Source organism: Stenotrophomonas sp. YJH_SMC_36 (genome assembly GCF_059369935.1).
The window spans coordinates 14,733-35,488 of sequence record NZ_JCAFTD010000004.1; the positions used below are offsets into that span (position 1 = coordinate 14,733).

General features: G+C 67.5%; 18 protein-coding genes and 1 pseudogene. 5 read left to right on the forward strand and 14 right to left on the reverse strand.

The window, feature by feature from the left end:
• Positions 1 to 84 precede the first annotated feature (84 nt).
• The 3 genes and pseudogenes from AC5P76_RS08720 (at position 85) to AC5P76_RS08730 (ending at position 4,833) form a co-directional block, all read left to right on the forward strand.
• Positions 85 to 1,931 (forward strand): annotated as a pseudogene (locus tag AC5P76_RS08720) (amidohydrolase).
• The gene (locus tag AC5P76_RS08725; RefSeq protein ID WP_253118581.1) at positions 1,910 to 3,193 is read left to right on the forward strand and encodes an alginate export family protein; all 1,284 of its coding nucleotides are present in this window, start codon (positions 1,910 to 1,912) and stop codon (positions 3,191 to 3,193) included. The pseudogene AC5P76_RS08720 and the gene AC5P76_RS08725 overlap by 22 nt, the downstream one beginning before the upstream one ends.
• Positions 3,187 to 4,833 carry an MFS transporter gene (locus AC5P76_RS08730; protein WP_065182952.1) on the forward strand — a complete coding sequence of 549 codons (1,647 nt, stop codon included), beginning with the start codon at positions 3,187 to 3,189 and terminating at the stop codon, positions 4,831 to 4,833. The genes AC5P76_RS08725 and AC5P76_RS08730 overlap by 7 nt, the downstream gene beginning before the upstream one ends.
• A gap of 105 nt (positions 4,834 to 4,938) precedes the next feature.
• Here the strand turns inward: AC5P76_RS08730 and AC5P76_RS08735 are convergent, their stop codons facing one another.
• The gene (locus tag AC5P76_RS08735) at positions 4,939 to 5,763 is read right to left on the reverse strand and encodes an alpha/beta fold hydrolase (RefSeq protein WP_253118580.1); all 825 of its coding nucleotides are present in this window, start codon (positions 5,761 to 5,763) and stop codon (positions 4,939 to 4,941) included.
• Positions 5,764 to 5,950: 187 nt separating this feature from the next.
• On the opposite strand from AC5P76_RS08735, the gene AC5P76_RS08740 reads away from it, so the two are divergent.
• On the forward strand, positions 5,951 to 6,349 hold the full coding sequence (locus AC5P76_RS08740) for a DUF4124 domain-containing protein (RefSeq protein ID WP_253118579.1): 399 nt from the start codon (positions 5,951 to 5,953) through the stop codon (positions 6,347 to 6,349).
• 70 nt (positions 6,350 to 6,419) lie between these two features.
• Here the strand turns inward: AC5P76_RS08740 and AC5P76_RS08745 are convergent, their stop codons facing one another.
• The 13 genes from AC5P76_RS08745 to AC5P76_RS08805 form a co-directional block, all read right to left on the reverse strand.
• A complete protein-coding gene (locus tag AC5P76_RS08745) occupies positions 6,420 to 7,127 on the reverse strand; it encodes a DUF2968 domain-containing protein (RefSeq protein ID WP_253118578.1) in 708 nt (235 codons plus the stop codon).
• 98 nt (positions 7,128 to 7,225) lie between these two features.
• On the reverse strand, positions 7,226 to 9,373 hold the full coding sequence (locus tag AC5P76_RS08750) for a TadG family pilus assembly protein (protein WP_111185930.1): 2,148 nt from the start codon (positions 9,371 to 9,373) through the stop codon (positions 7,226 to 7,228).
• Between the two features lie 8 nt (positions 9,374 to 9,381).
• Entirely contained in the window at positions 9,382 to 9,837 is a 456-nt protein-coding gene (locus AC5P76_RS08755) for a DUF3613 domain-containing protein (protein WP_253118577.1), read from the reverse strand.
• Positions 9,834 to 10,712, reverse strand: a complete 879-nt coding sequence (locus tag AC5P76_RS08760) for a tetratricopeptide repeat protein (RefSeq protein ID WP_253118576.1) — start codon at positions 10,710 to 10,712, stop codon at positions 9,834 to 9,836. The genes AC5P76_RS08755 and AC5P76_RS08760 overlap by 4 nt, the downstream gene beginning before the upstream one ends.
• 5 nt (positions 10,713 to 10,717) lie before the next feature.
• Positions 10,718 to 11,647: a type II secretion system F family protein gene (locus AC5P76_RS08765; RefSeq protein WP_253118575.1), complete on the reverse strand. Its 930-nt coding sequence runs from the start codon at positions 11,645 to 11,647 to the stop codon at positions 10,718 to 10,720.
• Between the two features lie 22 nt (positions 11,648 to 11,669).
• Complete coding sequence (locus AC5P76_RS08770; RefSeq protein ID WP_065182947.1) at positions 11,670 to 12,620, reverse strand: type II secretion system F family protein; 951 nt, start codon at positions 12,618 to 12,620, stop codon at positions 11,670 to 11,672.
• 2 nt (positions 12,621 to 12,622) lie between these two features.
• Positions 12,623 to 13,972, reverse strand: coding sequence for a TadA family conjugal transfer-associated ATPase (locus AC5P76_RS08775; protein WP_065182946.1), 1,350 nt, complete (start codon positions 13,970 to 13,972; stop codon positions 12,623 to 12,625).
• The gene (locus AC5P76_RS08780; RefSeq protein WP_065175248.1) at positions 13,957 to 15,213 is read right to left on the reverse strand and encodes a CpaE/TadZ family protein; all 1,257 of its coding nucleotides are present in this window, start codon (positions 15,211 to 15,213) and stop codon (positions 13,957 to 13,959) included. Before AC5P76_RS08780 ends, AC5P76_RS08775 begins: the two co-directional genes overlap by 16 nt.
• Positions 15,214 to 15,240: 27 nt before the next feature.
• On the reverse strand, positions 15,241 to 16,599 hold the full coding sequence (locus AC5P76_RS08785; RefSeq protein WP_111185926.1) for a type II and III secretion system protein family protein: 1,359 nt from the start codon (positions 16,597 to 16,599) through the stop codon (positions 15,241 to 15,243).
• 18 nt (positions 16,600 to 16,617) lie between these two features.
• On the reverse strand, positions 16,618 to 17,661 hold the full coding sequence (gene cpaB / locus AC5P76_RS08790; RefSeq protein ID WP_164152538.1) for a Flp pilus assembly protein CpaB: 1,044 nt from the start codon (positions 17,659 to 17,661) through the stop codon (positions 16,618 to 16,620).
• 19 nt (positions 17,662 to 17,680) lie between these two features.
• Entirely contained in the window at positions 17,681 to 18,157 is a 477-nt protein-coding gene (locus AC5P76_RS08795) for a TadE/TadG family type IV pilus assembly protein (RefSeq protein WP_065182943.1), read from the reverse strand.
• Positions 18,154 to 18,699 (reverse strand): A24 family peptidase, encoded by a 546-nt coding sequence (locus AC5P76_RS08800; RefSeq protein ID WP_065182942.1) that lies wholly within the window; start codon positions 18,697 to 18,699, stop codon positions 18,154 to 18,156. The genes AC5P76_RS08795 and AC5P76_RS08800 overlap by 4 nt, the downstream gene beginning before the upstream one ends.
• Before the next feature lie 104 nt (positions 18,700 to 18,803).
• Positions 18,804 to 18,983 carry a Flp family type IVb pilin gene (locus AC5P76_RS08805; protein ID WP_065175243.1) on the reverse strand — a complete coding sequence of 60 codons (180 nt, stop codon included), beginning with the start codon at positions 18,981 to 18,983 and terminating at the stop codon, positions 18,804 to 18,806.
• Between the two features lie 690 nt (positions 18,984 to 19,673).
• Here AC5P76_RS08805 and AC5P76_RS08810 point away from each other — a divergent pair.
• Entirely contained in the window at positions 19,674 to 20,654 is a 981-nt protein-coding gene (locus tag AC5P76_RS08810; protein ID WP_065175242.1) for an AraC family transcriptional regulator, read from the forward strand.
• The last annotated feature ends 102 nt before the right edge of the window (positions 20,655 to 20,756 follow it).

Sequence of the window (20,756 nt, forward strand, 5' to 3'; positions counted from 1 at the left end):
GTACTGGGCACCGGCGCTGCCGTGGCGCTGGGCCTTGCCGGACAGGCCGGCGCCGCCCTCGATTCCGCCCCCAAGGAGCGCCGCATGCACACACTGGTCATCCGCAACGCCCGCATCACCACGCTCGATCCACACCGTCCGCATGCACAGGCGCTGGCCGTACAGGAAGGGCGCATCATCGCCGTAGGCAGCGATGAAGAGATCATGCGTGGTTGGGGAGCCGAAGCCACGCTCATCGACGCACAGGGCAGGCGACTGGTGCCCGGCCTCAACGACAGTCACACCCACCTCATCCGTGGTGGCCTGAACTACAACCTGGAGCTGCGCTGGGACGGGCTGCGTTCGCTGGCCGATGCAATGGCCATGCTCAAGGCACAGGTCGATCGCACCCCGGCGCCGCAATGGGTGCGCGTGGTGGGGGGCTTCACCGCCGCCCAGTTCCACGAGAAGCGCCTGCCGACCCTGCAGGAGCTCAACCAGATCGCACCGGATACGCCGGTGTTCCTGCTGCACCTGTATGACCGCGCGCTGCTCAACGGGGCGGCGCTGCGTGCATGCGGCTACACCCGCGAAACGCCGGACCCGCCCGGTGGCCAGATCGTGCGCGATTCGCTGGGCAACCCCACCGGCCTGCTGCTGGCCAAGCCCAATGCGTTGATTCTGTATGCGACGCTCGCCAAGGGCCACGCCTGCCGGTCGAATACCAGGCCAACTCCACCCGTCACTTCATGCGCGAGTTGAACCGGCTCGGCATCACCTCGGTGATCGATGCCGGGGGAGGCTTCCAGAACTATCCCGAGGACTACCAGGTCATCGAGCAGCTGCACCGCGACGACCAGCTGACCGTGCGTATCGCCTACAACCTGTTCACGCAGAACAAAGGCAAGGAAGTGGATGACTTCCGTGGCTGGAGTGAGATCCTGCAGCCCCGCCAGGGCGATGATCTGCTGCGCCACAACGGCGCCGGCGAGATGCTGGTGTTCTCGGCAGCGGACTTCGAGCTGTTCAGCGAACCACGCCCCGAGCTGCCGCCGGAACTGGAGCCGGAGCTGCATAATGTGGTGAAGCTGCTGGTGCAGAAGCGCTGGCCGTTCCGCATCCACGCGACCTATGACGAGAGCATCGGCCGCATCCTCGATGTCTATGAGCAGGTCAACCGCGAAGTACCGTTCGATGGACTGCACTGGTTCATCGATCACGCCGAGACCATCACCCCGCGCAACATCGAGCGGATCCGGGCACTGGGTGGAGGCATTGCCGTACAGCACCGCATGGCCTACCAGGGCGAAGCGTTCGTCGAACGCTATGGCGTGCAGGCGGCACGGCACACGCCGCCGGTGAAGCGCATGCTGGCCGAAGGCGTGCCGGTCGGCGCGGGCACCGACGCCACCCGCGTGGCCAGCTACAACCCCTGGGTCGCGCTGTCGTGGCTGGTCACCGGGCGCACCGTCGGCGGCCTGGCGCTGTATGGGGAGGAGAACCTGCTGGAGCGCGAGCAGGCCTTGCGCCTGTGGACGCAGGGCAGCGCATGGTTCTCCGGCGATGAAGCGGTGAAGGGCACCTTGAGGGAAGGCCAGTTGGCCGATTTCATCCTGCTCTCGGCCGATTTCTTCCGCGTCGAAGATGCCCGCATCGCCGACATCACCAGCGTGCTTACCGTGGTCGGTGGCCGCATCGTGCATGCCGGCGAAGACTATGCCGGACTGGCGCCGCAGCTGCCGCCGGCGATGCCGGACTGGTCGCCGGTCAACCGGTTCGGGGGGTATCACGTGGGCGGCGCGGCCACCGGCCTGGCGATGGCGCATCACCATCACCATGGTGCGGCCTGCAGGACCCACGGTGCACACGACCATGCCGCGCGCCACGCAGCACCCAGCAATGATCTGACCGCATTCTGGGGTGCGATGGGATGCTCGTGCTTCGCATTCTGAGCCTCGCCCTGCTGGCCGCGCCGTCCCTTGCGCTCGCCTGCGAGGGGGGCTACTGCAGCGATGCCGCTGATGGCACGTTGCAGTGGGATGCCTCGATGCGTCTGCGCGGCATGTACTACGACCCGACCCGCTTCGGTATCGGCGGCGGCGAGGATGGCTACGGCCTGCTTCGCGCATTGGCGTCGGCCACCTACGGTAAACGCGACTGGAAGGCGATGCTGCAGCTGGGCGTGCACGGCGAGCGTGGGAGGGCCGGTGGACCTGGCAGGACCGATCGGGGTGCGCTGGACGTGCAGCAGGCGTACTGGCGCTGGCAGCGCGGCGGCCTGCGTGTGCAGCTCGGGCGGCAGGAGGCGGGCCATGGCAGCTCGCGCCTGCTGTCGGTGCGCGACGGGCCGAATATCCGCCTGGCCTTCGATGGTGCCAGGGTCGGATGGCAGGGCGGACTGGGCGAGCTGGAACTGATGGCACTGCGTCCGGTGGAGAACCGGCCGGGTGCGTTCGATGACCGTGGCGAACGCGGTGCGCATCTGTGGGGTGCCTATGCAACCACGGCGCCAGGCCAGGGTCCGGGCCAGTGGGACCTCTATCTGCTGGACTATCGCCGGGAGGACGCCCGCTTCGCGGCAGGCGCCGGCATCGAGCGCCGGCAGACTCTCGGGGCGCGCTGGTTCGGCCAGGCCGGATCGTTGGACTGGAACAGCGAGCTGGTCGTGCAGGGCGGTGAGCTGCGGACCACCAGCGAGCAGCTTGATATCCGCGCGTGGACGCTGGCCACCGATACCGGTTGGCGTTGGCCGCAACTGCCCTTGCAGCCACGGCTGGGACTGAAGGCCGACATCGCCAGTGGTGATGGCCGCCCGAACGACGCCCGGCTGGGCACCTTCAATGCCCTGTTCCCGAAATCGGCCTACTTCAGCGAAGCCAGCCTGCTGGCGCCGGCGAACCTGATGGACGTGCAGCCAACCCTCACACTGCGGTTGCACGAATCCGTCACCACTGAACTGGGCATGCAGATGGCCTGGAAGCACCGCCGCGCCGATGCGGTGTACACCACGCCCGCACCGCTGGTGGCGTTGCCCGGCAGCGCAGGCGGCGCGCGCAGGATCGGCCGCCAGTACAAATCCGAAACCCGCTGGCAGGCCAGTGCACACTGGCAGTGGCAGCTGCAGCTGGCCTGGGTCGATGCCGGTCCTGCGCTGACGCAGGCCGGTGGCCAGGACACGTTGTTCGCCTCGATCGTTGGAGCATGGCAATGGTGAATGCACGCACATCGCAACCTCCCGCACCGGCCGCAGGTGCCTGGTCCCCGCTGAAGATCCGCATGTTCCGCTCGATCTGGCTGGCGATCCTGGCCAGCAACATCGGTACGTGGGTCAATGACGTGGCCGCGGCCTGGGTGATGGCCGAACGCACAGGATCACCGTTGATGGTGGCCCTGGTGCAGTCAGCCACAACCGTACCGATCGTGCTGCTGGCACTGGCCGCAGGAACCCTGGCCGACATCGTCGATCGCCGCACGTACCTGCTGGCCACCCAGGGATGGATGCTGGCAGTGGCGGCCTTGATGGCGGTGCTGACCTCGCTCGGCATGCTGACGCCGCAGCTGCTGGTGCTGCTCACGTTCTGCATGGGATGTGGCGCGGCGATGGCGATGCCGGCGCAGGCAGCGATCGTCTCCGAGCTGGTTCCGCAGTCGATGCTGCCGTCGGCAGTGGCGCTGAATTCGATCGGCATCAACATCGCCCGTTCGATCGGGCCTGCTGTCGGTGGCCTGATCGTCGCCCAGCTGGGAGCCGTGTGGGCCTTTGGCTTCAATGCCATCACCTTCGCTGCGATGCTGTTCGTGGTCTGGGGCTGGAAGCGTGACCCGAAGGCATCGAGCCTGCCGCCGGAAGGCTTCGGTGCCGGACTGAAGGCCGGACTGCGCTATGCCAGCCGCGCCGGGCGTCTGCAGGCGGTGCTGATCAAATCGGTCGGCTTTTTCTTCTTCGCTGCGGCGATGAACGCATTGTTGCCGGTGGTGGTGCGAGGGCAGATGCATGGCGGTGCAGGGCAGTACGGCATGCTGCTGGGCTGCATCGGCATCGGCGCGGTTGCCGGGGCGCTGCTGCTGCCTAGATTGCGCGCACAGCTGGACCGCGATCTGCTGGTGTTGCTGGCGACGCTGGCGCTGGCACTGAGCTTGGTTGGACTGGCGCTGACCCGCAGCTGGTACCTGCTGCCGGTGGTGATGCTGGTTAACGGTTTTGCCTGGATCACGGTGCTGTCCTCGTTGCAGATCGCCGCACAGACGGCGGTTCCGGCGTGGGTGAGGGCACGAGCGCTGGCGCTGTACATCATGGTGTTCTCGGCAGGCATGGCCGCCGGTGGCCTATGCTGGGGCGCGCTGGCGCAGCGAACATCGCCGGAACTGGCGCTGCTGGTTGCGGCAGCAGGCGCGGTCATCGGCGGGCTGCTGGTGTGGAGGGTGCGAATCGCTGGCACCGAAGATCTCAACCTGCGCCCTGCGGGTCATTGGCCGGCGCCGGAACTGTCGGTGCCGGTCTCCAACGATCGCGGGCCGGTGCTGGTGACGATCGAATACCGCATCGATGCCGCCGACCGTGCATCGTTCCAGGCGCAGATGCGCGCGCTGGGCACGGTCCGGCGCCGCGACGGTGCGGTGGTGTGGGGCGTGGTCGAAGATGTGGCCAGCCCGGGCATCCATCTGGAGTATTTCGTGACCCCGTCCTGGCTGGAGCACCTGCGCCAGCACGAACGCATCACGGCCGACGACAAGGCGATCCAGGAAGTGCTGCGTGCTCTGCACCGTGGTGAACGCGCGCCGGTGGTACGTCATTTCGTCGGCGGGCATGACCCGTTGCCCACGGCGGTACCGCACCATCACAGCGATATCTGACAGGTAGCGCCGGGCCATGCCCGGCGGATGCTGGATACGTTCGCTGGGCAATACCCGTCGCTACCCCGCAGGAGCGGCGGCGCAGTGGGGCGCCGCCGCGGGACATCATTTGCGGGCGAACGCCAGCAGGTCGGCGTTGAAGCGATCGGCATGGGTGACGGTCAGGCCGTGCGGCGCGCCGGGGTAGACCGTCAGTTCGGCGTCCTTGATGATCTGCGAGGACAGCTTGGCCGACGCATCGAAGGGGACGATCTGGTCGTCGTCACCGTGCACGACCCATGCCGGCACGTCGATCTTCTGCAGATCTGCGGTGTAGTCGACTTCCGAGAATTCATGGATGCAGTCGTACTGGCCCTTCACACCGCCCAGCATGCCCTGCAGCCAGAACGAATCGCGCATGCCCTGGGTGACCGTGTTGCCGTCACGGTTGGCGCCGAAGAAGGGCGTGGCCAGGTCCTGGAAGAACTGCGAACGATCACCGCCGGTGCCCTTGCGGATGCCGTCGAAGACCTCCAGTGGCGTTCCGGCCGGGTTGCCCGCGGTCTTCAGCATCAGGGGCGGTACCGCACCGACCAGCACCACCTTCGCCACGCGCGCGCTGCCATGGCGGCCGATGTAGTGGGCCACCTCGCCACCACCGGTGGAGTGGCCGACCAGGATGGCGTCCTTCAGGTCCAATGCCTCGATCACCGCGGCCAGGTCGTCGGCGTAGGTGTCCATGTCGTTGCCGTCCCAGGTTTGGCTGGAACGACCGTGGCTGCGCCGGTCGTGGGCGATCACGCGGAAGCCGTTCTGGCCCATGAACAGCATCTGCGGGTCCCAGGCGTCTGAGGACAGTGGCCAGCCGTGCGCGAAAACGACCGGTTGCCCGGTGCCCCAGTCCTTGTAGAAGATGCGGGCGCCGTCGTTGACGGTGATGTAGTTGCTCATTGCGGTTTCCTTGGCGGAAGGGAAGGACGGCGGCGGCGAAGGTGGCCGTCGCCTGTGGCAGTACAGCGCAGAGATGATGCAGTGGCTTGCACGGCTGTGCTGGATGAGCACGGATGTGACGCGGATCGCTCTGGCGCGCGGCGCTCGTCGTACCGACCATGAGTGCTGGTCGTGGGAGGGGGTGAAGATGAGGACTCTGCCGGGATGGGGGCTGCTGGCCATGCTGCTGGCGACATCCGCAGCGGCGCAGACCCAGGTCTACAAGTGCACGGACGGCGGGCGTGCGCTGTACCAGCAGACGCCTTGCCAGGGGCAGGCGGAGTGGCGCTGGGAAGTGCCCGCCGAGCAGTCGCTGCCGCGCGGCAGTGCGCCGCTCACCGCCGAGGCGACCCCCACGGGTAACGGTGGACGCAGGCCGGTGCGGCGATCGGGCCGTGCACAGGGGGCGTTGATTCCGATCAGTGCGGATGCTGCGGCCTGTGCACGGGCGCGCAGGATGCGCACGGAGGCGCTGGCCAGAACGCGCCGGGCGGATTTCGTCCAGCGCAGGCAGTGGGACGATGCCGTGTTCGAGGCCTGCCGCTGAATCGGGTCGCAATCAGGCCAAAAACGACAACGGCGCCGTTCGGCGCCGCTGTCGGGTTCTGTCGGGGGATTCAGCGAACGTCGCTGGCCGCTGCCGGCGCGGGTGTGCTGTCCGGCTTCGGCAGGCTCAATTCGGGGTTGCCCTGTTCGGCCTGCAGGATCTGGATGCGGCGCTGCAGGGCGTCCAGCTGGCTGTTGGTGCTCTGCACATCGGTGCTCAGGCTGACGGCCTGCTGCTGGGCCTGCTGCAGTGACGCGCTGACCTGGGCCGACTGCGCCTGCTGCTGCTCCATTTCCTGGTGCAGGGTACGCAGGCGCTCTTCGTTGTAGGCCACCAGGCGCTCGGTATAGCGCTTGCCGGCTTCCAGGCGGGTGGTATCGATGTAGACCTGCGCGAGCTGTTCGGTCTGCTGCACGAACGTGCGATAGACCCGCTCGGCGTTGTCGACGGCATCGGTCTTGATGACGCGCCAGAAGTTCTTTTCCTGGAACAGGGCGACGTAGTAGGTCAGGGTACTGGCATTGAAAAGCAGGCTGGCGCCGTAGTTGCCGTTGTACGTGGTACGCAGTTCGGTCAGCTGGCGTGCGTCCATCAACTGCTTGAGCTCGTCCACCGTGTTGCGTACCACGGGTGCGCTGCTGCGTACCGGTTCGGCTGCGGCTTCGCGGCTGCTGCGCGCCGCCAGTGCGGACGGTGCCGCCAGCAGCATGGCCACGGCCAGCAGTGCCGCGCCGCGCGCGTGGCGGGCGAAGACGGTGCCCCCTGAAGTTTCTCGCATGTCTGGACCATCCACGGATGAGTGTGGGTTGAGATGGAAGTGTTCCCCGCCCGGGAGTCTAGCATGCGCGGCGGCGGCGCCAAGGGCGCCGGCCCGGCTCAGAACACAAGCTGTGCGCCATTGCACTGGATGGACTGGACGTTGACATCGGTGCGGCCCAGCTCCAGCCCCAGCAGGCTGGCCAGGGTCGTGCTCAGCAGGGAGCCGACGGTGTTGAGCACCGGCTTGAGCGCGGCCAGCACCGGGCTCAGCACGGTGCACAGCACACCGCTGCAGGACACGTTGTTGCCGGGCGTGGTGACACCGCCGCCGGCCGCCGCGTCGAGGAAGCCGTCCGGGGCGGTCTGGATGTACGAGGCCAGATTGGTGCGGACGCAGCCGTTGTAGTCGATCAGGTTGCCCAGCAGGCTGTCGCAGCGGTTGATGAGCAGCCCGCCGACCAGTGAGCCGAGCAGCCCGTCGAGCAGACCCAGGCCCTGTCCCGTCACGGTGGCGCGGTAGCCTGCCCACACCGAGCCATCTTCCCAGCAGGTGCCCAGCCCGATCAGGCAGGGTTTTGGCACGCCCTTCTTGACCGTCCAGTTGCCCAGCGGTGCCAGGTTGCGCGACGGGTCGCCGTCGCGCAGCAGGGGAATGAGCTGGTCGACGTTGTAGCGGCCGCCCGAGGGGAACGCTGCCTGCAGGTAGCGGTCGGCCAGTGCCTTGGCCGTGTCGTTGGCATTCATGCCCTGTGCCGGCGAGCTCAGCATGCCCGACAGGACACGCAGCAGCTCGTTGACCAGGTGCGAGACCGCGTCACCGACGGCCAGGGGATTGATCCGGGTGGTGCCGGTCTGGCCGGCGGCCAGGGTCAGGCTCTGCGTGCCGGTCAGCGCCGGCAGGGTGATCTTGTCGTTGATCAGCGGCCGTCCCAGCAGTGTCAGCAGTTGTTCGTTCTGCAAGGTGGCGTCGCAGACATTGCTCTTGGAGAAACGGTCGGCGGCATTGACCTTGCCGACGCACGCGCGCAGTACCGAGGAGTCCACCTGGATGGTGGCCGTGGGCGGTGCCGCGCTGCATTGGATGCTGGTCAGTGTTCCCATCGCGTTGGCCACGTCCACATGCAATGGCAGGTGCAGGCGCGTGCCCAGCAGGTTGAGCAGTGGCCCCACCCCGAACAGGCGGTCGCTGTCGACGTCGACCATCAGCCGGACCTGTGCGTTGTAGGCCCGCGAACCGACACCGCCGATGGCGATCGACGGCGGTTCGACAACACCTGCCTTGATATCCATGCCGAGCAGGTTGAGGTTCGGCACCGCTACGCCATTGCCATCATTGGCGATGGAGATGGCTGCATTGACCAGGTCAAGCACGTTGATCTGCGACTGCAGCGCACTGCCCACCGTGCCGTCGGGAGAGATCACCTCGGCGAACAGTCCGCCGCCGCCGTTCTGGCTGCCCAGCGCGATATTGACCCGATTGATGTCAAGGCGGGTGGCCACCAGGTCGGACAGCGCACGCAGCTGCACGCCCGCGGTGGTGCTGCGGCCGACCACCGTGGCGGTGGCGTCCACCAGCCGTGCCAGTGAAACCTGGTTCAACGACAGCAGGCGATTGAAGTCGGCCACGCTGAGATTGGCGGTGACCGGAATGCCGAGCGCATTGAGCAGGCCTGACGGTGTGATGTTGGCCTGCGCCAGTCCGTCGTACGACAGCACCGTGGCGTTGGTGACGTCCAGCCCCACCAGGCGCAGGGTGCCCATCAAGGGCGAGTTGCCGTTCGTGCGCAGCAGCTGCGAACCCACCGCGAACACCGCCGTCGGTTCCGAGCGGCGCGCCACGGCCTGTACGGTGATGGTCGGCAGGCTCTCGTTCTGGCCGAAGAACGGCAGCACGCTGCGGGTCGCAACCACCCGCACCGCATTGCGCGGATTGCTGGCGTCGACCGTCTCGCTGAAGCGGTTGCCTCCGCGTGCGGCGCTCCAGTTGCCGCAGCGGACCTGCACCGTGCCCGGGAACTGGTTCTGCGTGAGTGCGCTCTGCCGCGCGGCGCTGTTGTCGCCGTTGTTCGATGTACACAGCTCAAGTCGCTGTGCACCTGCCAGCGCCGCCAGGTCCACGACCTTCTGCGCATCGCGCTTGGCCCAGAACAGGAAGCCGACCTCGATCAGACCCAGCATGGCCACCAGTGCCAGCATCACCAGCATCATGGTGACGGACATGCCGCCGCGCGGGCGGTGGAAACGGGGCTGGCGAGAGCGGTTCATGGCATGCCTCAGCGTCCGGAGTTGGAGGTGCTCTTGGAACTGCCGACATCCGTGTCGAAGAAGGCGGGGATGTCCTGCTCGAAACTCTTCAGGTAGCGCGCGTAGCTGGCGGTGGCCTGATCACCGAGGATCGGCAGCCGCGGGCCGGCCTGTTGCCCGGACGCCTGCAGCTGGAACAGCTGGCGCGTGGCATCACCGACCTCGTTGCGCCGCGGCGCAGCCGGTGCAGCGGCCACCGGGGCAGGAGGCGCGGTTGGCATCGCCGGGGGCGGCGCAGGCGCCGCCAGGTCGACGGTTGCCAGTGCTTCGGCCTGCTGTGGGGCGACGGCCGGGCCGGCGGCCGGGCCGCCTCCCAGCATCTGGCCGGTCAGCGGCGCCTGTGGCGCCTGTGCGTGGGCTCCCGTGGCAAGCAGGCAGCAGGTGACCGCAGGCAGCAGGCGTCGGATCAGGGTCATCGCGGTCATGGCGTGTTCTCGGTGGGGTGGTCGGACGTGCCGAAGCGCTCAAGCATCGACGGCGGCAGACGGGAGGGATCGCGATCGCGGGCGTCACGGCGTGTTTCGGCCGCCAGCCGGCTGCCGGCCGGGGCGGGGGCGCGGGATGGCACAGTGGCGATCCGTGCCGTGCTGCTGGCCGCCGATGCCTGGGCTTGGCGCTGCTGCAGCCGGCTGCGGATCTGCTGGGCCTGCTGCTGGATGCTGCGCCGGGTGTCTTCGTTAAGGTTGGCCTGCGCAGCCAGGCGTTCGGCCGTGGCGTTGTCGCCGCGCAGGACCGCCCACAGCGCCAGGTTGGCGGTCGCCTTGGCGTTGCCCGGTGACAGTTCCAGTGCTTTGGCCAGCGGCTCGCGGGCCTGATCGAAGCGGCCGGCACGCAGACGCGCATACCCCAGGTCACCCAGGTAATCGGTATTCAACGGCTGCAGCTGGGTGGCGCGGGCCAGCGACAGTTCGCTGCCGGCCTCGTCATCGCGATGCGCGGCGATCAGGCCCAGGCCATGTGCCGCGGCGGCGGCCTGCGGCCCGCTGCTGAGTTCGCGGTACAGCGCGGCCGCGGCGTCGGTCTGGCCGGTCTCGCGCAGTGCATTGGCCTGCAGCAGGCGCAGCGCCGGAGGATCGCCGTAGCGCTGGCGGAATGCATCCACATGCGCCAGCGAGGCGTACCAGGCCCCTTGCAGCTGCATGCGCTCGATCAGCTCAAGGTAGGCATTGCGGCTGTCCTGCGGCGCGGGCCCGGGCTCGGCCAGGGTGGGCGCGCGCAGGTACTTCGGGGTGGACGAGGCGCATCCCGCGACGGCAGCGGCAAGAGCAAGCAACAGACAGGCGTGGCGCAGAGCAGGCATGACGGTCATCCCATGTTCGACAGGGTTTTGGCCAGCGCGACCAGCGCAGGCCCGGCCAGCACCAGCATCAGTGCAGGCAGCAGGGTCAGCATCATCACCACGGTCATCTTCACCGAGAGCTTGCCGACCTTCTCTTTCAGAGCATTGCGGCGCTGTTCGCGCAGCCGGATGCTGAACTGGCGCAGCGGCTCCTGCACCGCGCCGCCGTGGGCGTGCACCTGCAGGATCAACTGCACCAGGCTGGACAGGTCGTCATCGCCGTAGACATCGCTGAGCCGGCGCAGCGACTGGGCGCGAGTGCGTCCATGGGTGTAGGCGACGTTCGCCTCCTGGATCTCGCCACCGAGCACCGGCAGTGCGTCGCGCAGCTTGTCGCCCAGGGTCTGCAGGCTCTGATCCATGCTGAAGCCAACCCCCTGCAGCAGGCGCAGCAGGTCGATCAGCAGCGGCAACTCGTTGTTGACGGCGCGCCGCCGCCGTTTGACCCACGCGGCCAGCACGAACTTGGGCAGCAGCAGGCCGGCGGCGAGCGCGCCGACGATCACCATGATCCGGGCCAGGCCGGTGGCATCGCTCACGGCCAGGGTCAGCGCCAGCACCATTACTGCCAGCAGAAGGCGCAGGCCCAGATAGATCGCCGTGCCGCGACGGGTGTTCCAGCCGGCCAGATCAAGCAGCAGGCGATCCTCGCCTGCCAGCAGCGCGGCTTCCAGGCGCCCGCCGCTGAGCGTCCGTCCGAAGCGCTCCAGCCAGCCCAGTGAATCCCTGCGGGCCGCGTCCTCGTCGGCGATCGGGTCACGTGGCTGCAATGCGGTCTTCAGCGTTGCCGCACTGCGGTCCTCGCGATGGCTGCGGACCCAGCCACCCACACCGAGCAGGGCGACGCCGGCGGCCAGGACCAGCAGGGCCAGTGCGAACCAGGCAGTTGCGCTCATCGGGAACCTCCGCTGCGGATGCTCATAGCGACTTGGCCAGGCGATACAGCAGGAAACCACCGAGCAGTTCCAGGCCCAGGGCGATCAGCAGGATCTTGTGACCGAGCGGATCGTGCAGGACGGGCTGGAAGAACTCGGGGCTGGAGATCGCCATCAGTACCGCGCTGGCGGGCGGAAGCAGTCCCAGCACCCAGGCCGACATGCGGGTCTCGGACGTGGTGGCTGACAGCTCCTGCTGGGCCTGCTCCAGGTCGCGCATGAAATCGCCCATGCGCTGCAGGATCTGATCGGCGCGGCCGCCGATGCGGACGCTGACGCCCATCACCACGGCCAGCACCTTCAGCACCTCCATCCGATAGGGCTGCGCGGCGAGGTTCAGTGCGCGGTCCAGGTCCATGCCGCCCCGCGCGTATCGCACCGTGGTGTCCAGCAGCTCACGCAGCGGCGGCGTCGCCTGTTGCGACGCGACCTGGAAGGCCGACTGCAGGCTGTTGCCGAGCGCGGTCAGGCGGACCAGGTTGTCGAGGAAGTCCGGCAGCTGATGAAGCAGCTTGGCCTGCAACTTGGCGGTGCGGCGCATGATCCACAACCAGCAGCCCAGCAGGTACAGCAGCAGCGTCAGCGGCAGCATCCATGCCGTTCCCAGCCGCAGCATCGCGAACAGCGAGAGGGCCAGGCCGGGCACCAGCAGCATCAGCGGCACCTTCCAGCCGGTGGCGAGGCCCGCGCGTTGCAGCAGGCCATTCCAGGGCAGCGCGCGACGGCCAGCTGCTGCCGGCAGCGGCCGCGATCCATCGTTGGCCGCAGCCGCGTTGCTGCCCGGGCCCGCGCTGCCACGTGCCAGCTGCTGTTCGGCATGCTGCAGGGATGCCTGCCGCTGTTCGCGGCTGTTGGCGGTGCCCCACAGCCATACCGCCAGCGCCAGCAGCACCGACACGATGCTCAATACGCCCAGCAGCAGGCCGGTCCCCATGTTCAGTAGTCTCCGTAGAGGGATTCGCGCAACAGTTGGCGGAACGGCTCGAGCTTGTGCGAGTGCGGCTGGAAGCCCAGCCCGATCCAGCGGTCGGTCTCCTTGCCACTGCCGTCGATCTGCACTTCGTGGCGGAACATCTCCTGGGTGGTGATCAGGTTGTCGCTGACGCCGGTGATCTCGGTGATCGATACCAGCACGCGCCGGCCACTGCCGAGGCGCGAGATCTGCACGATGAAATCGATCGCGCTGGCGATCTGCCTGCGCAGGCTGTCTTCGCTGCCCTGGAACCCGGCGAAGCCGGCCAGCATCTCGATGCGATAGAGACAGTCGCGCGGCGAGTTGGCATGGATGGTGGCCATCGAGCCGTCGTGGCCGGTGTTCATCGCCTGCAGCATCTCCAGCACTTCCGCGCCGCGCACCTCGCCGACCACGATGCGGTCGGGGCGCATGCGCAGGCTGTTGCGCACCAGGTCACGGATGCTGACGGCGCCCTGTCCCTCCGCACCACCGATGCGGCTCTCCAGGCGCACCACGTGCGGATGGTTGAGCGAGAGCTCGGCGGTGTCCTCGACGGTGATCACGCGCTCGGTGGGTGGCACGTAGCTGGCCAGGGCGTTCAGCAGCGAGGTCTTGCCCGAGCTGGTGCCGCCGGAGACGAGGATGTTGCAGCGACCCAGCACCATCGCCTTCAGCAGCGCCTGCATCGGCGCATCGAAGGTGCCCTTGGCCAGCAGTTCATCGGGCGTGAACGGGTCCTTGCGGAACTTGCGGATGGAGACCATCGGGCCGTCCACCGCCAGCGGCGAGATGATCGCATTGAGGCGGCCGCCGTTGGGCAGGCGCGCATCCACCATCGGGTTGGAGTCATCCAGGCGCCGGCCAAGTGGCGCGAGGATGCGGCGCAGGATGCGCAGCAGATGGGTGTCGTCGGTGAAGCGCTGGGTTGCGCGCTTGAGCTGTCCGCCCTGCGAGACATGCACATCCTTGAAGCCATTGATCAGGATGTCTTCGATGGTGGGATCATGCAGCAGGTCGTCCAGCGGGCCGAAGCCGGTCAGCTCCTTGACCAGGCCCTCGGCCACCACCTGCATCTCCTCTTCATTGATCGGGATGCGCCATTCCTGGATGAAACCCACGGTCTGCACCTGCACCCAGCGCGCGATCGTGTCCGGAGCCCACGAATCGATATCGATGCGCTCGTCCTCGATGCTGTTGAGCAGGTGCTCATGCGCCGCGGACAGCACCTTCTGGTACTGCTCGGTCTCTGCGAACGGCAGATTGCCCGCAACGTGGTCAGGAACGGTGTGGCGGGCGACGGCGTGCGGAAACGGGGTTACTTTGTCTTCCATTGCGATCCACCCAGGGCAAGGGCAAGTCTTTCCCGCAGGCCGTGCGTCTGGACCGGGCATGCAGCCGGATCCAGGCGTTGGACGAGCGGGGCGAGGGCACGCAGGTACGGATCACGCGGCGCGTCCTGCAGCAGCAGGTGGCCGTGGCTGGCGGAGGCACGTACGCGTGGTCGTTCGGGGAGCGTGGCCAGCAGTGGAAGCTCGAACCGTCGGGCGATCTGCTCCGGGCTCATGCCGCTGCTGTCGTCATGGCGGTTGATCACCAGTTGCAGGCGCTTCTCCCGTTCGCGCTGGCCGGACAGATGCTTGAGCGCATGGTCAAGCGAGACCAGAGTGGCGATCGAAGCGTCCGCGACCAGCCAGATCTCGTCGGCCTGGTCCAGCAGCAGCGGTGGCAGTTGACGCAGCGGGCAGCCGCCGGCGTCGCACAGCACGCTGGCAAACACGCCGCGCAGCCGCTGCAGCAGGGCGCCCGGATCGGACGGTGGCAGCGCATCGCTGCCGCTGGCGCGGTCGAGCAGGACCAGTCCGCTGTCATGGCGCGCCATCGCAGTGCGCGCCAGGGTGGCGTCGATGCGGCTGGCATTGCGCAGTGCATCTTCGTAGTGGAAGCGGCTGTCCAGATTGAGGTAGAGCGCCAGGTCGCCTGCCGGCTGCGCCAGTTCCAGCAGCAGACCGTCCTGGGTGCTGGCCTCGCCCTGCGCCAATGCATGGGTCTGTTGTGCAAGCACGGCCAGATGCGCGGCCAGTGTGCTGGTGCCGACCCCGGCACGTACGCCCAGCAGCAGGATCAACCGCGCCTTGTGCGGCTGGTGTGCGGCAGCGGCGGGCCGGGGCGAGAGCGCGCGGCGCAGCGCGGCCTCGATGCCGGTGTTGTCGCTGTCCAGGTCGAGCACATCGCGCAGGCCGGCGCGCAGCGCCATCACCACGCCTTCGACCTGCCCGGCACTGGTGGCGCCAACGGCGACCAGCGCAAGGTCCGGCTGGGTCTGCTGCAGCTGCTGCGCCAGCACGGTCGAGGCGGCGGCGTGCTCGGGGCGGAAGTCGAGCAGTACCAGATTCTGCGGACCGCGTTGCAGGTCCTGCGCGGATGTCGGCTCACCGCTGTCCTGCCAGTGCAGGGTGGTGGCAGGCGGCAGCTTGGCCGCCAGCCGCGGCAGCAGTTCGCGATCCATCCCGTACAGGACCAGGTTCATCGGCGGTCCTTGCGGATGCAGCGGCTGGGCAGTGGCGTAGGGCATGGGCGTGGTATCGCAGGCATCATGGATTCAACGTGAGAAACCGGGCACCGGGTCCTGGCTGACCGGACCCAGCAGCCAGGAACCCCACTCAGGCAGGTTGGGCCGGGCCTCGCGCTCGCCTGGCAGTGCCAGCTCGGCATTGCGGGCGAGGGGCTGCACCAGCCGTGGCGTGACGATGATCACCAGTTCCTTGTCCTGGCGCTTGTAGTCGAAATCGCGGAAGAACGAGCCGATGATCGGCAGGTCGCCCAGCAGCGGGATCTTGTTCACCGTGGAGGCGACCGTCGAGCTGACGAGACCGCCGATCACGAAGCTCTCGCCATCGCCCAGCTCCACCGTGGTATCGGCACGGCGGGTGCTGATCGAGGGAATCTGCACACCGTTGAGGGAAATGGCGTTGGTGTAGTCGAGGTCGCTGGCTTCCGGCGCCACCTTCAGGGCGATGCGGTTGGGCGCGAGCACGGTCGGGGTGACGGTCAGGCCGATGCCGAACGGCTTGTAGGTGATGGTGGTGGTCCCCAGGCCCTGGGGTTCGAGGATCGGCAGTTCACCACCGGCGAGGAAGCTGGCGCTCTGGCCGGACAGCGCGACCAGGGTCGGCTCGGCCAGCACCCGGGCCATGCCATTGGACTGCAGCAGATCGAGGTCCGCATTCCACAGGCCCTTCGTCGAGCCGAACACCAGGCGGAAGGCCGACGAGATGGGCGATTCCGATTCGTTGCTGGAATTGCCCTCCTGCATGCCGGGCAGCACGCCGGTGTTGCCCGGCAGGATGCCGCCCGGACGAGCGAAGCCATAGGCAAAACCGCCGTTGCGGTTCTGGAAGCTGATGCCGACCTGTTTCAGCGCGGTCTTGTTGAACTCGACCACCTTCACCTCGACCTGGACCACACCGCCGCTGGCGATGGTGGAGGCATCGGCCAGCTGGCCATCCTTGCCCAACGCCATCGCGGCCGCCTTCTGTTCCTGCATGTGCGAGAGCGCACTGTCGGTGCTTCCCTGCAGCAGGCCCTGCTGGTCCTGCTGGGTGAACACCAGGCCGCTGGAACCCGCATCGGCCGCCCCCTGCACCGCGCTCTGCACGCGGACCTGCACGCGCTGTGGCTCCGACTGCTTGCGGTGCCACAGCAGCAGGGTGGTGGTGCCGGGGGCCTTGCCGACCAGCAGCGCCTGGCGCTGGCCTCGCAGCATCACGATATCGGCGACGCCCGGATCGGCGATGGCCACCCGTTCCAGGTCCGCGGGCAGTGTCCATGGCCGCTGTTCGCGGGCCTGCAGCACCAGGTCGTCAGCAGCCACGCTGGTCGCAGGCGCCAGCAGCACCAGCAGCAGAGCGAGCCAGCGCTGGCGGGAGGAGGGGCGTGGACTCTGGCGACGTTCGGTCATGGAAGCTCTCGGTGCAGGTCAAAGGGAGCCGCGGGGCGCAGAACCATCGCCGCGGATGATCTCGATTCCGGATGCGCGCGGTGCGCTGCGGCGGGCGGCGGGGGGCTGTGCCGGGGCGTCGTTCACCGTGCGTGCGCGTGCGTTGCTGCGACCGGCCAGGGCATCGCCATCGATGCCGGCGAAGGCGTGGTTCTCGGGGCGCTGCAACGCCAGCTGCTGTTCCGCGTCCAGGCCACGCAGCGGGTCGATCACACCCCGCGCCTGCGGGAACAGGGCCAGGTCGGGCTGGCCGGCGTCGGCGGGATTGCGCAGCGCGAGGTAGAGCTTGCCCTGCTGCGCGCCCAGCAGCAGCCGGTTGGCATCGGCCACCGGCACCGCCAGCACGGCGCTGCGGGCCGGCTGGGCTGCGTCACCGCTACTGCCGCCACCGCTGCTGGCGTTGCTGGTGATATCCGCCGCGCGCGGGTCTGCACGGTTGCTGGTATCGGCGCTGGCATTCGTGCTGCCCGTGTTCGGGGCGATGTCCTGCTGGCCATAACTGAGCACGCGCAGGCGCGACAGCAGAAGGCGGGTCTGTGCGGCGTCGGGTGCCGCGTTGTAGCTGGCAGGTTCGCTGCGCAGGTTGAGGAACACATCGACGAAATCGCCCGGCAGGATACGGTTGCCGGCACCGACCAGTTCATCCACCGGCACCGCCAGTGCACGCTCGCCGGGCCGCAGCTGCAGCGAGAAGCCCTGGGCCAGCACTGCGTCGCTGATGGTGCTGCCTTCGGCGATGTCCTGCACCGGCACCTTGCCGACCACGGCGGCCAGGTCGGCGGCGGCACCCGGCACGGCTGCGCTTCGACGCGCCAGGCGCACGCCATTGGCTGTGATCGGTTCACCGGCCGGCAGCCGGGCGATGGCCTCGACCACCGTAATGGCCTGTGCGTCGGCGTGAACGACCGGAGCCGCGCTTTCCGTCGAAGGGGCGGGCCTGCGGCCGATCACGAATGCGATCAGCGCCAGCAGCACCGCGAGTGCGATCAGAGCGATGGCGGCGATGCGGGTCAACTTGAGCATGGAACCGTCTCCTGTACCGTCAGTTGCCGGAGCCGAGGTCGAGCTGGGCGACCGCGACGCTGCGGATGGGGGCCTGCATCACCCAGCCGTAAAGCGTGGCGGTGCCGGGGAAGAAAGGGTGGGCGGCGTAGTCGTAGCGGACGGTGACCGTCATGCACTGCGCGGTCGCCATGCCCGCGCAGGGTGCCTGCGCCGAGACCTGGATCGGACCGGTGCCGCCGGCGCTGCAGTCAGGGTTCTGCCTGGAGAACTGCAGCAGCCATTGCATCGACTGGCGTGCTGCGACGCACGCGGCGGTGCGTCGTTCGTTGGCGGTTCCGAAGCGGAGCGATGCGCGCGCGCCTTCGGCAGCGGCCGTTGCAAGCGTCTGCTGGGCAGCCATGATCAGCACGCCGGAAAAAGTGAACAGCAGCAGCGGCACCAGGCCGAGAATCATCATCAGCGCGTATTCGACGGCAACCACGCCACGCTGGCGCCGGGGACCGAGGGTGTTCATGCGAGACCTCCGTAGGTCGTGGCCAGGAGCCAGCCGATCGCCGCCAATGCGAGGTAGGCCGCATAGGGAATGCCGCGGCGCCCCTGGCGGGCAGCCTCCATTCCGCGCAATGCGGGGTGCGTCTGCCATTGCTCGCTGGCGCGCGATACCTGCAGCTGCACGCGCATCGGCAGGTGCATGCCCAGCTGACGCCCGAGCAGGATCGCCACTGCGTGGGCGCCGGCGGCAAGGCTGGCCACTACCCATATCGGCAGCAAGGCATGCCATCCCAGCAGCAGGCCGAGCACGGCAAAGAATTTCACGTCGCCTGCGCCCATCCAGCGTAGTGCGTAGAAGGGCAGGAGCGCGAGCAAGCCGGCAACGGCACCGAGCAGGTGCGCCGGCCATGGCAGTCGTGGCTCACCAAACTGCCCGGCGACGAGCAGAGGTATTGCGAGTGCGCACGCAGCCAGCAGCCAGGCATTGGGCACCCGGCGGGCATACAGATCACTGATCGCGATCCGCAGGCACACACCGATGGCCAATAGTCCCAGCAGTGTCATCGCACTCCCCTTCGTCCGTCACTGGACCGTCTGCAACCGCATCCCGGCCTGCGGCCACCGTGGTCGCGGATGGCGCGACCAGCGGTGGTGCGTCCGCAGGTCGCTCAGGTGGTTGCTTCGGTGGCGATTGCCGAAAGGCGGGTGAACAGCGTGGTGAAGAATTCCGTGATCTGGGTGCGGCCCACGGCAATCAGGATGCCGGCGATCACAGCGGCCAGCAGCCCGTACTCGAGTGCGGTCACGCCATCTTCTTCTTTCAGGAACTTGCGGATGGAAGCGTTCATGACGGTTGTCTCCCTCTACCTGTCAATGGCAACAAGACACCTGCATCGGCCGGTTGCCCGACTCCGTCGGGACCGTCCATGGACCTCTGCCATCCTGGCGGAGGTGGCAATGCGGGACTGTCCCGCATCGCTAAAGCAGGGTGATCTCCGCCAGGGAGTGCAGCGACCGCGCATGTGCGACCGCGCGGCACCAGGCCGGTGGTCGCAACGTCATCGAGCAGCGCGTGCATCGTCATGCTGTCCCCTGGGTGTGACCGCATCGGAGCGGTTCGATCACCGTGATACCGACTTTGCCTGAATGGCGGCCGGGTGCAACCGGAACCTATATGCAAATTCGGCAGGAATCTCTTATTCCTGATAATAGGTTGCTTATTCTGTGATGAAGCGCCGTTCCCAAGCGTAACGATTCATCGTGATGTTAATAATGTGACCCGGGTTAACGCATGCGAGAATCGTGCCACTGGCGCCCACATTTCCTTCACGCCGGGCGCGGGTTGCTGTATTCCCGTGCGACCTGTTTACCTGCGTGGATTATCGGGCATACTCGTATTCAAGGTTTGGTACTTTCAAGGTGGAGCCGGCCAGTGGCCGCATCCATCACGGCAACGGATGATGCTCTTGGAAACCGCGCGCACCTGTAGGGCAGTGGGGGTTGCGGCGGGCAGCTGACCAACGGGGGACGACACTGTCATGGTTGATGGTGGGGTGGTTGACAGCGACGACGGCGAGCTCCGGTCGATCGACCTGGCCACGCTGAGCGGTGTGCTTCGCGTATGCGATGTGGAACTGTTGCTGCTCGACGGCAATGGTCCGCGCGCGGCGTTCGCTTCGCGCGTGCATGAGGAAGCCCTGTTCTGCAGCATCAGCTGCGGATTCCATTGCCGTGGCCGCTTCATGCTGCCGCCGGACTGGGCGATGCTGGGGTATCTGCAGGCCACCGACGAGGCGGTGAGCTGGTGCCATGGCGTACCGCTGGCGGCCGGGATGGCGTTGACCGTGCTTCCCGAAGGCATCAGTGAATTCACCCTCAGCCCCGGTACCCGCTTGACCCTGATGCTGGTGCCGGTATCGCGAGTGCAGCGCAAGCTGACCGAACTGAGCCTGCGCAGCACACCGCCGGCCGGACAGGCGCTCTCGCTGTTCAATCTGTCCGGTGATGATGCCCCGCTGGCGCTGCATTACCAGCAGCTGCACCAGCAGCTGGGGCAGGGTGCCAGCCTGCAGCCGGAGGAAACCGAGCGGCTGCTGCATGAGCACATCCAGGCCCTGCTGGGTGCCGGTGCCGTGGATCGCCCGGGGTGCAGCCGCGCACGGCGTACGCATTACCTGATCGCCCAGCGCGCCGAGAATTTCATGCGGCTCAACCTGCGTCGCAATATATACATGAATGAAATCTGCGACGCCGCCGGTGTCAGCGAGCGTGGCCTGCGCTATGCATTCGAAGATCTGTTCGGTACGTCGCCCAACCGTTATCTGTCCATGCTGCGCCTCTGTGCAGCCTGCCGCAGCCTGTCGATGGCCGACTCCAGCAGGCGTTCGGTCAAGGCGATCGCGCTGAGCTGTGGCCTGTGGGATCTCTCGCGCTTTGCCGACAATTACCGGAAGGTGTTCGGTGAACTTCCGCGGGATACCCTGATGCGCGCACCTGCGCAGTTGGGCCAACCGGCCTGAGTCTTGCCCCACAGGGGCTTTCACGGCATTGCTGCCGGTTTTGCATATCCGGCTGCCGAATCCGGCCGTGGATTTGCCGGATTGCGCGATTGCCCTGCCGGA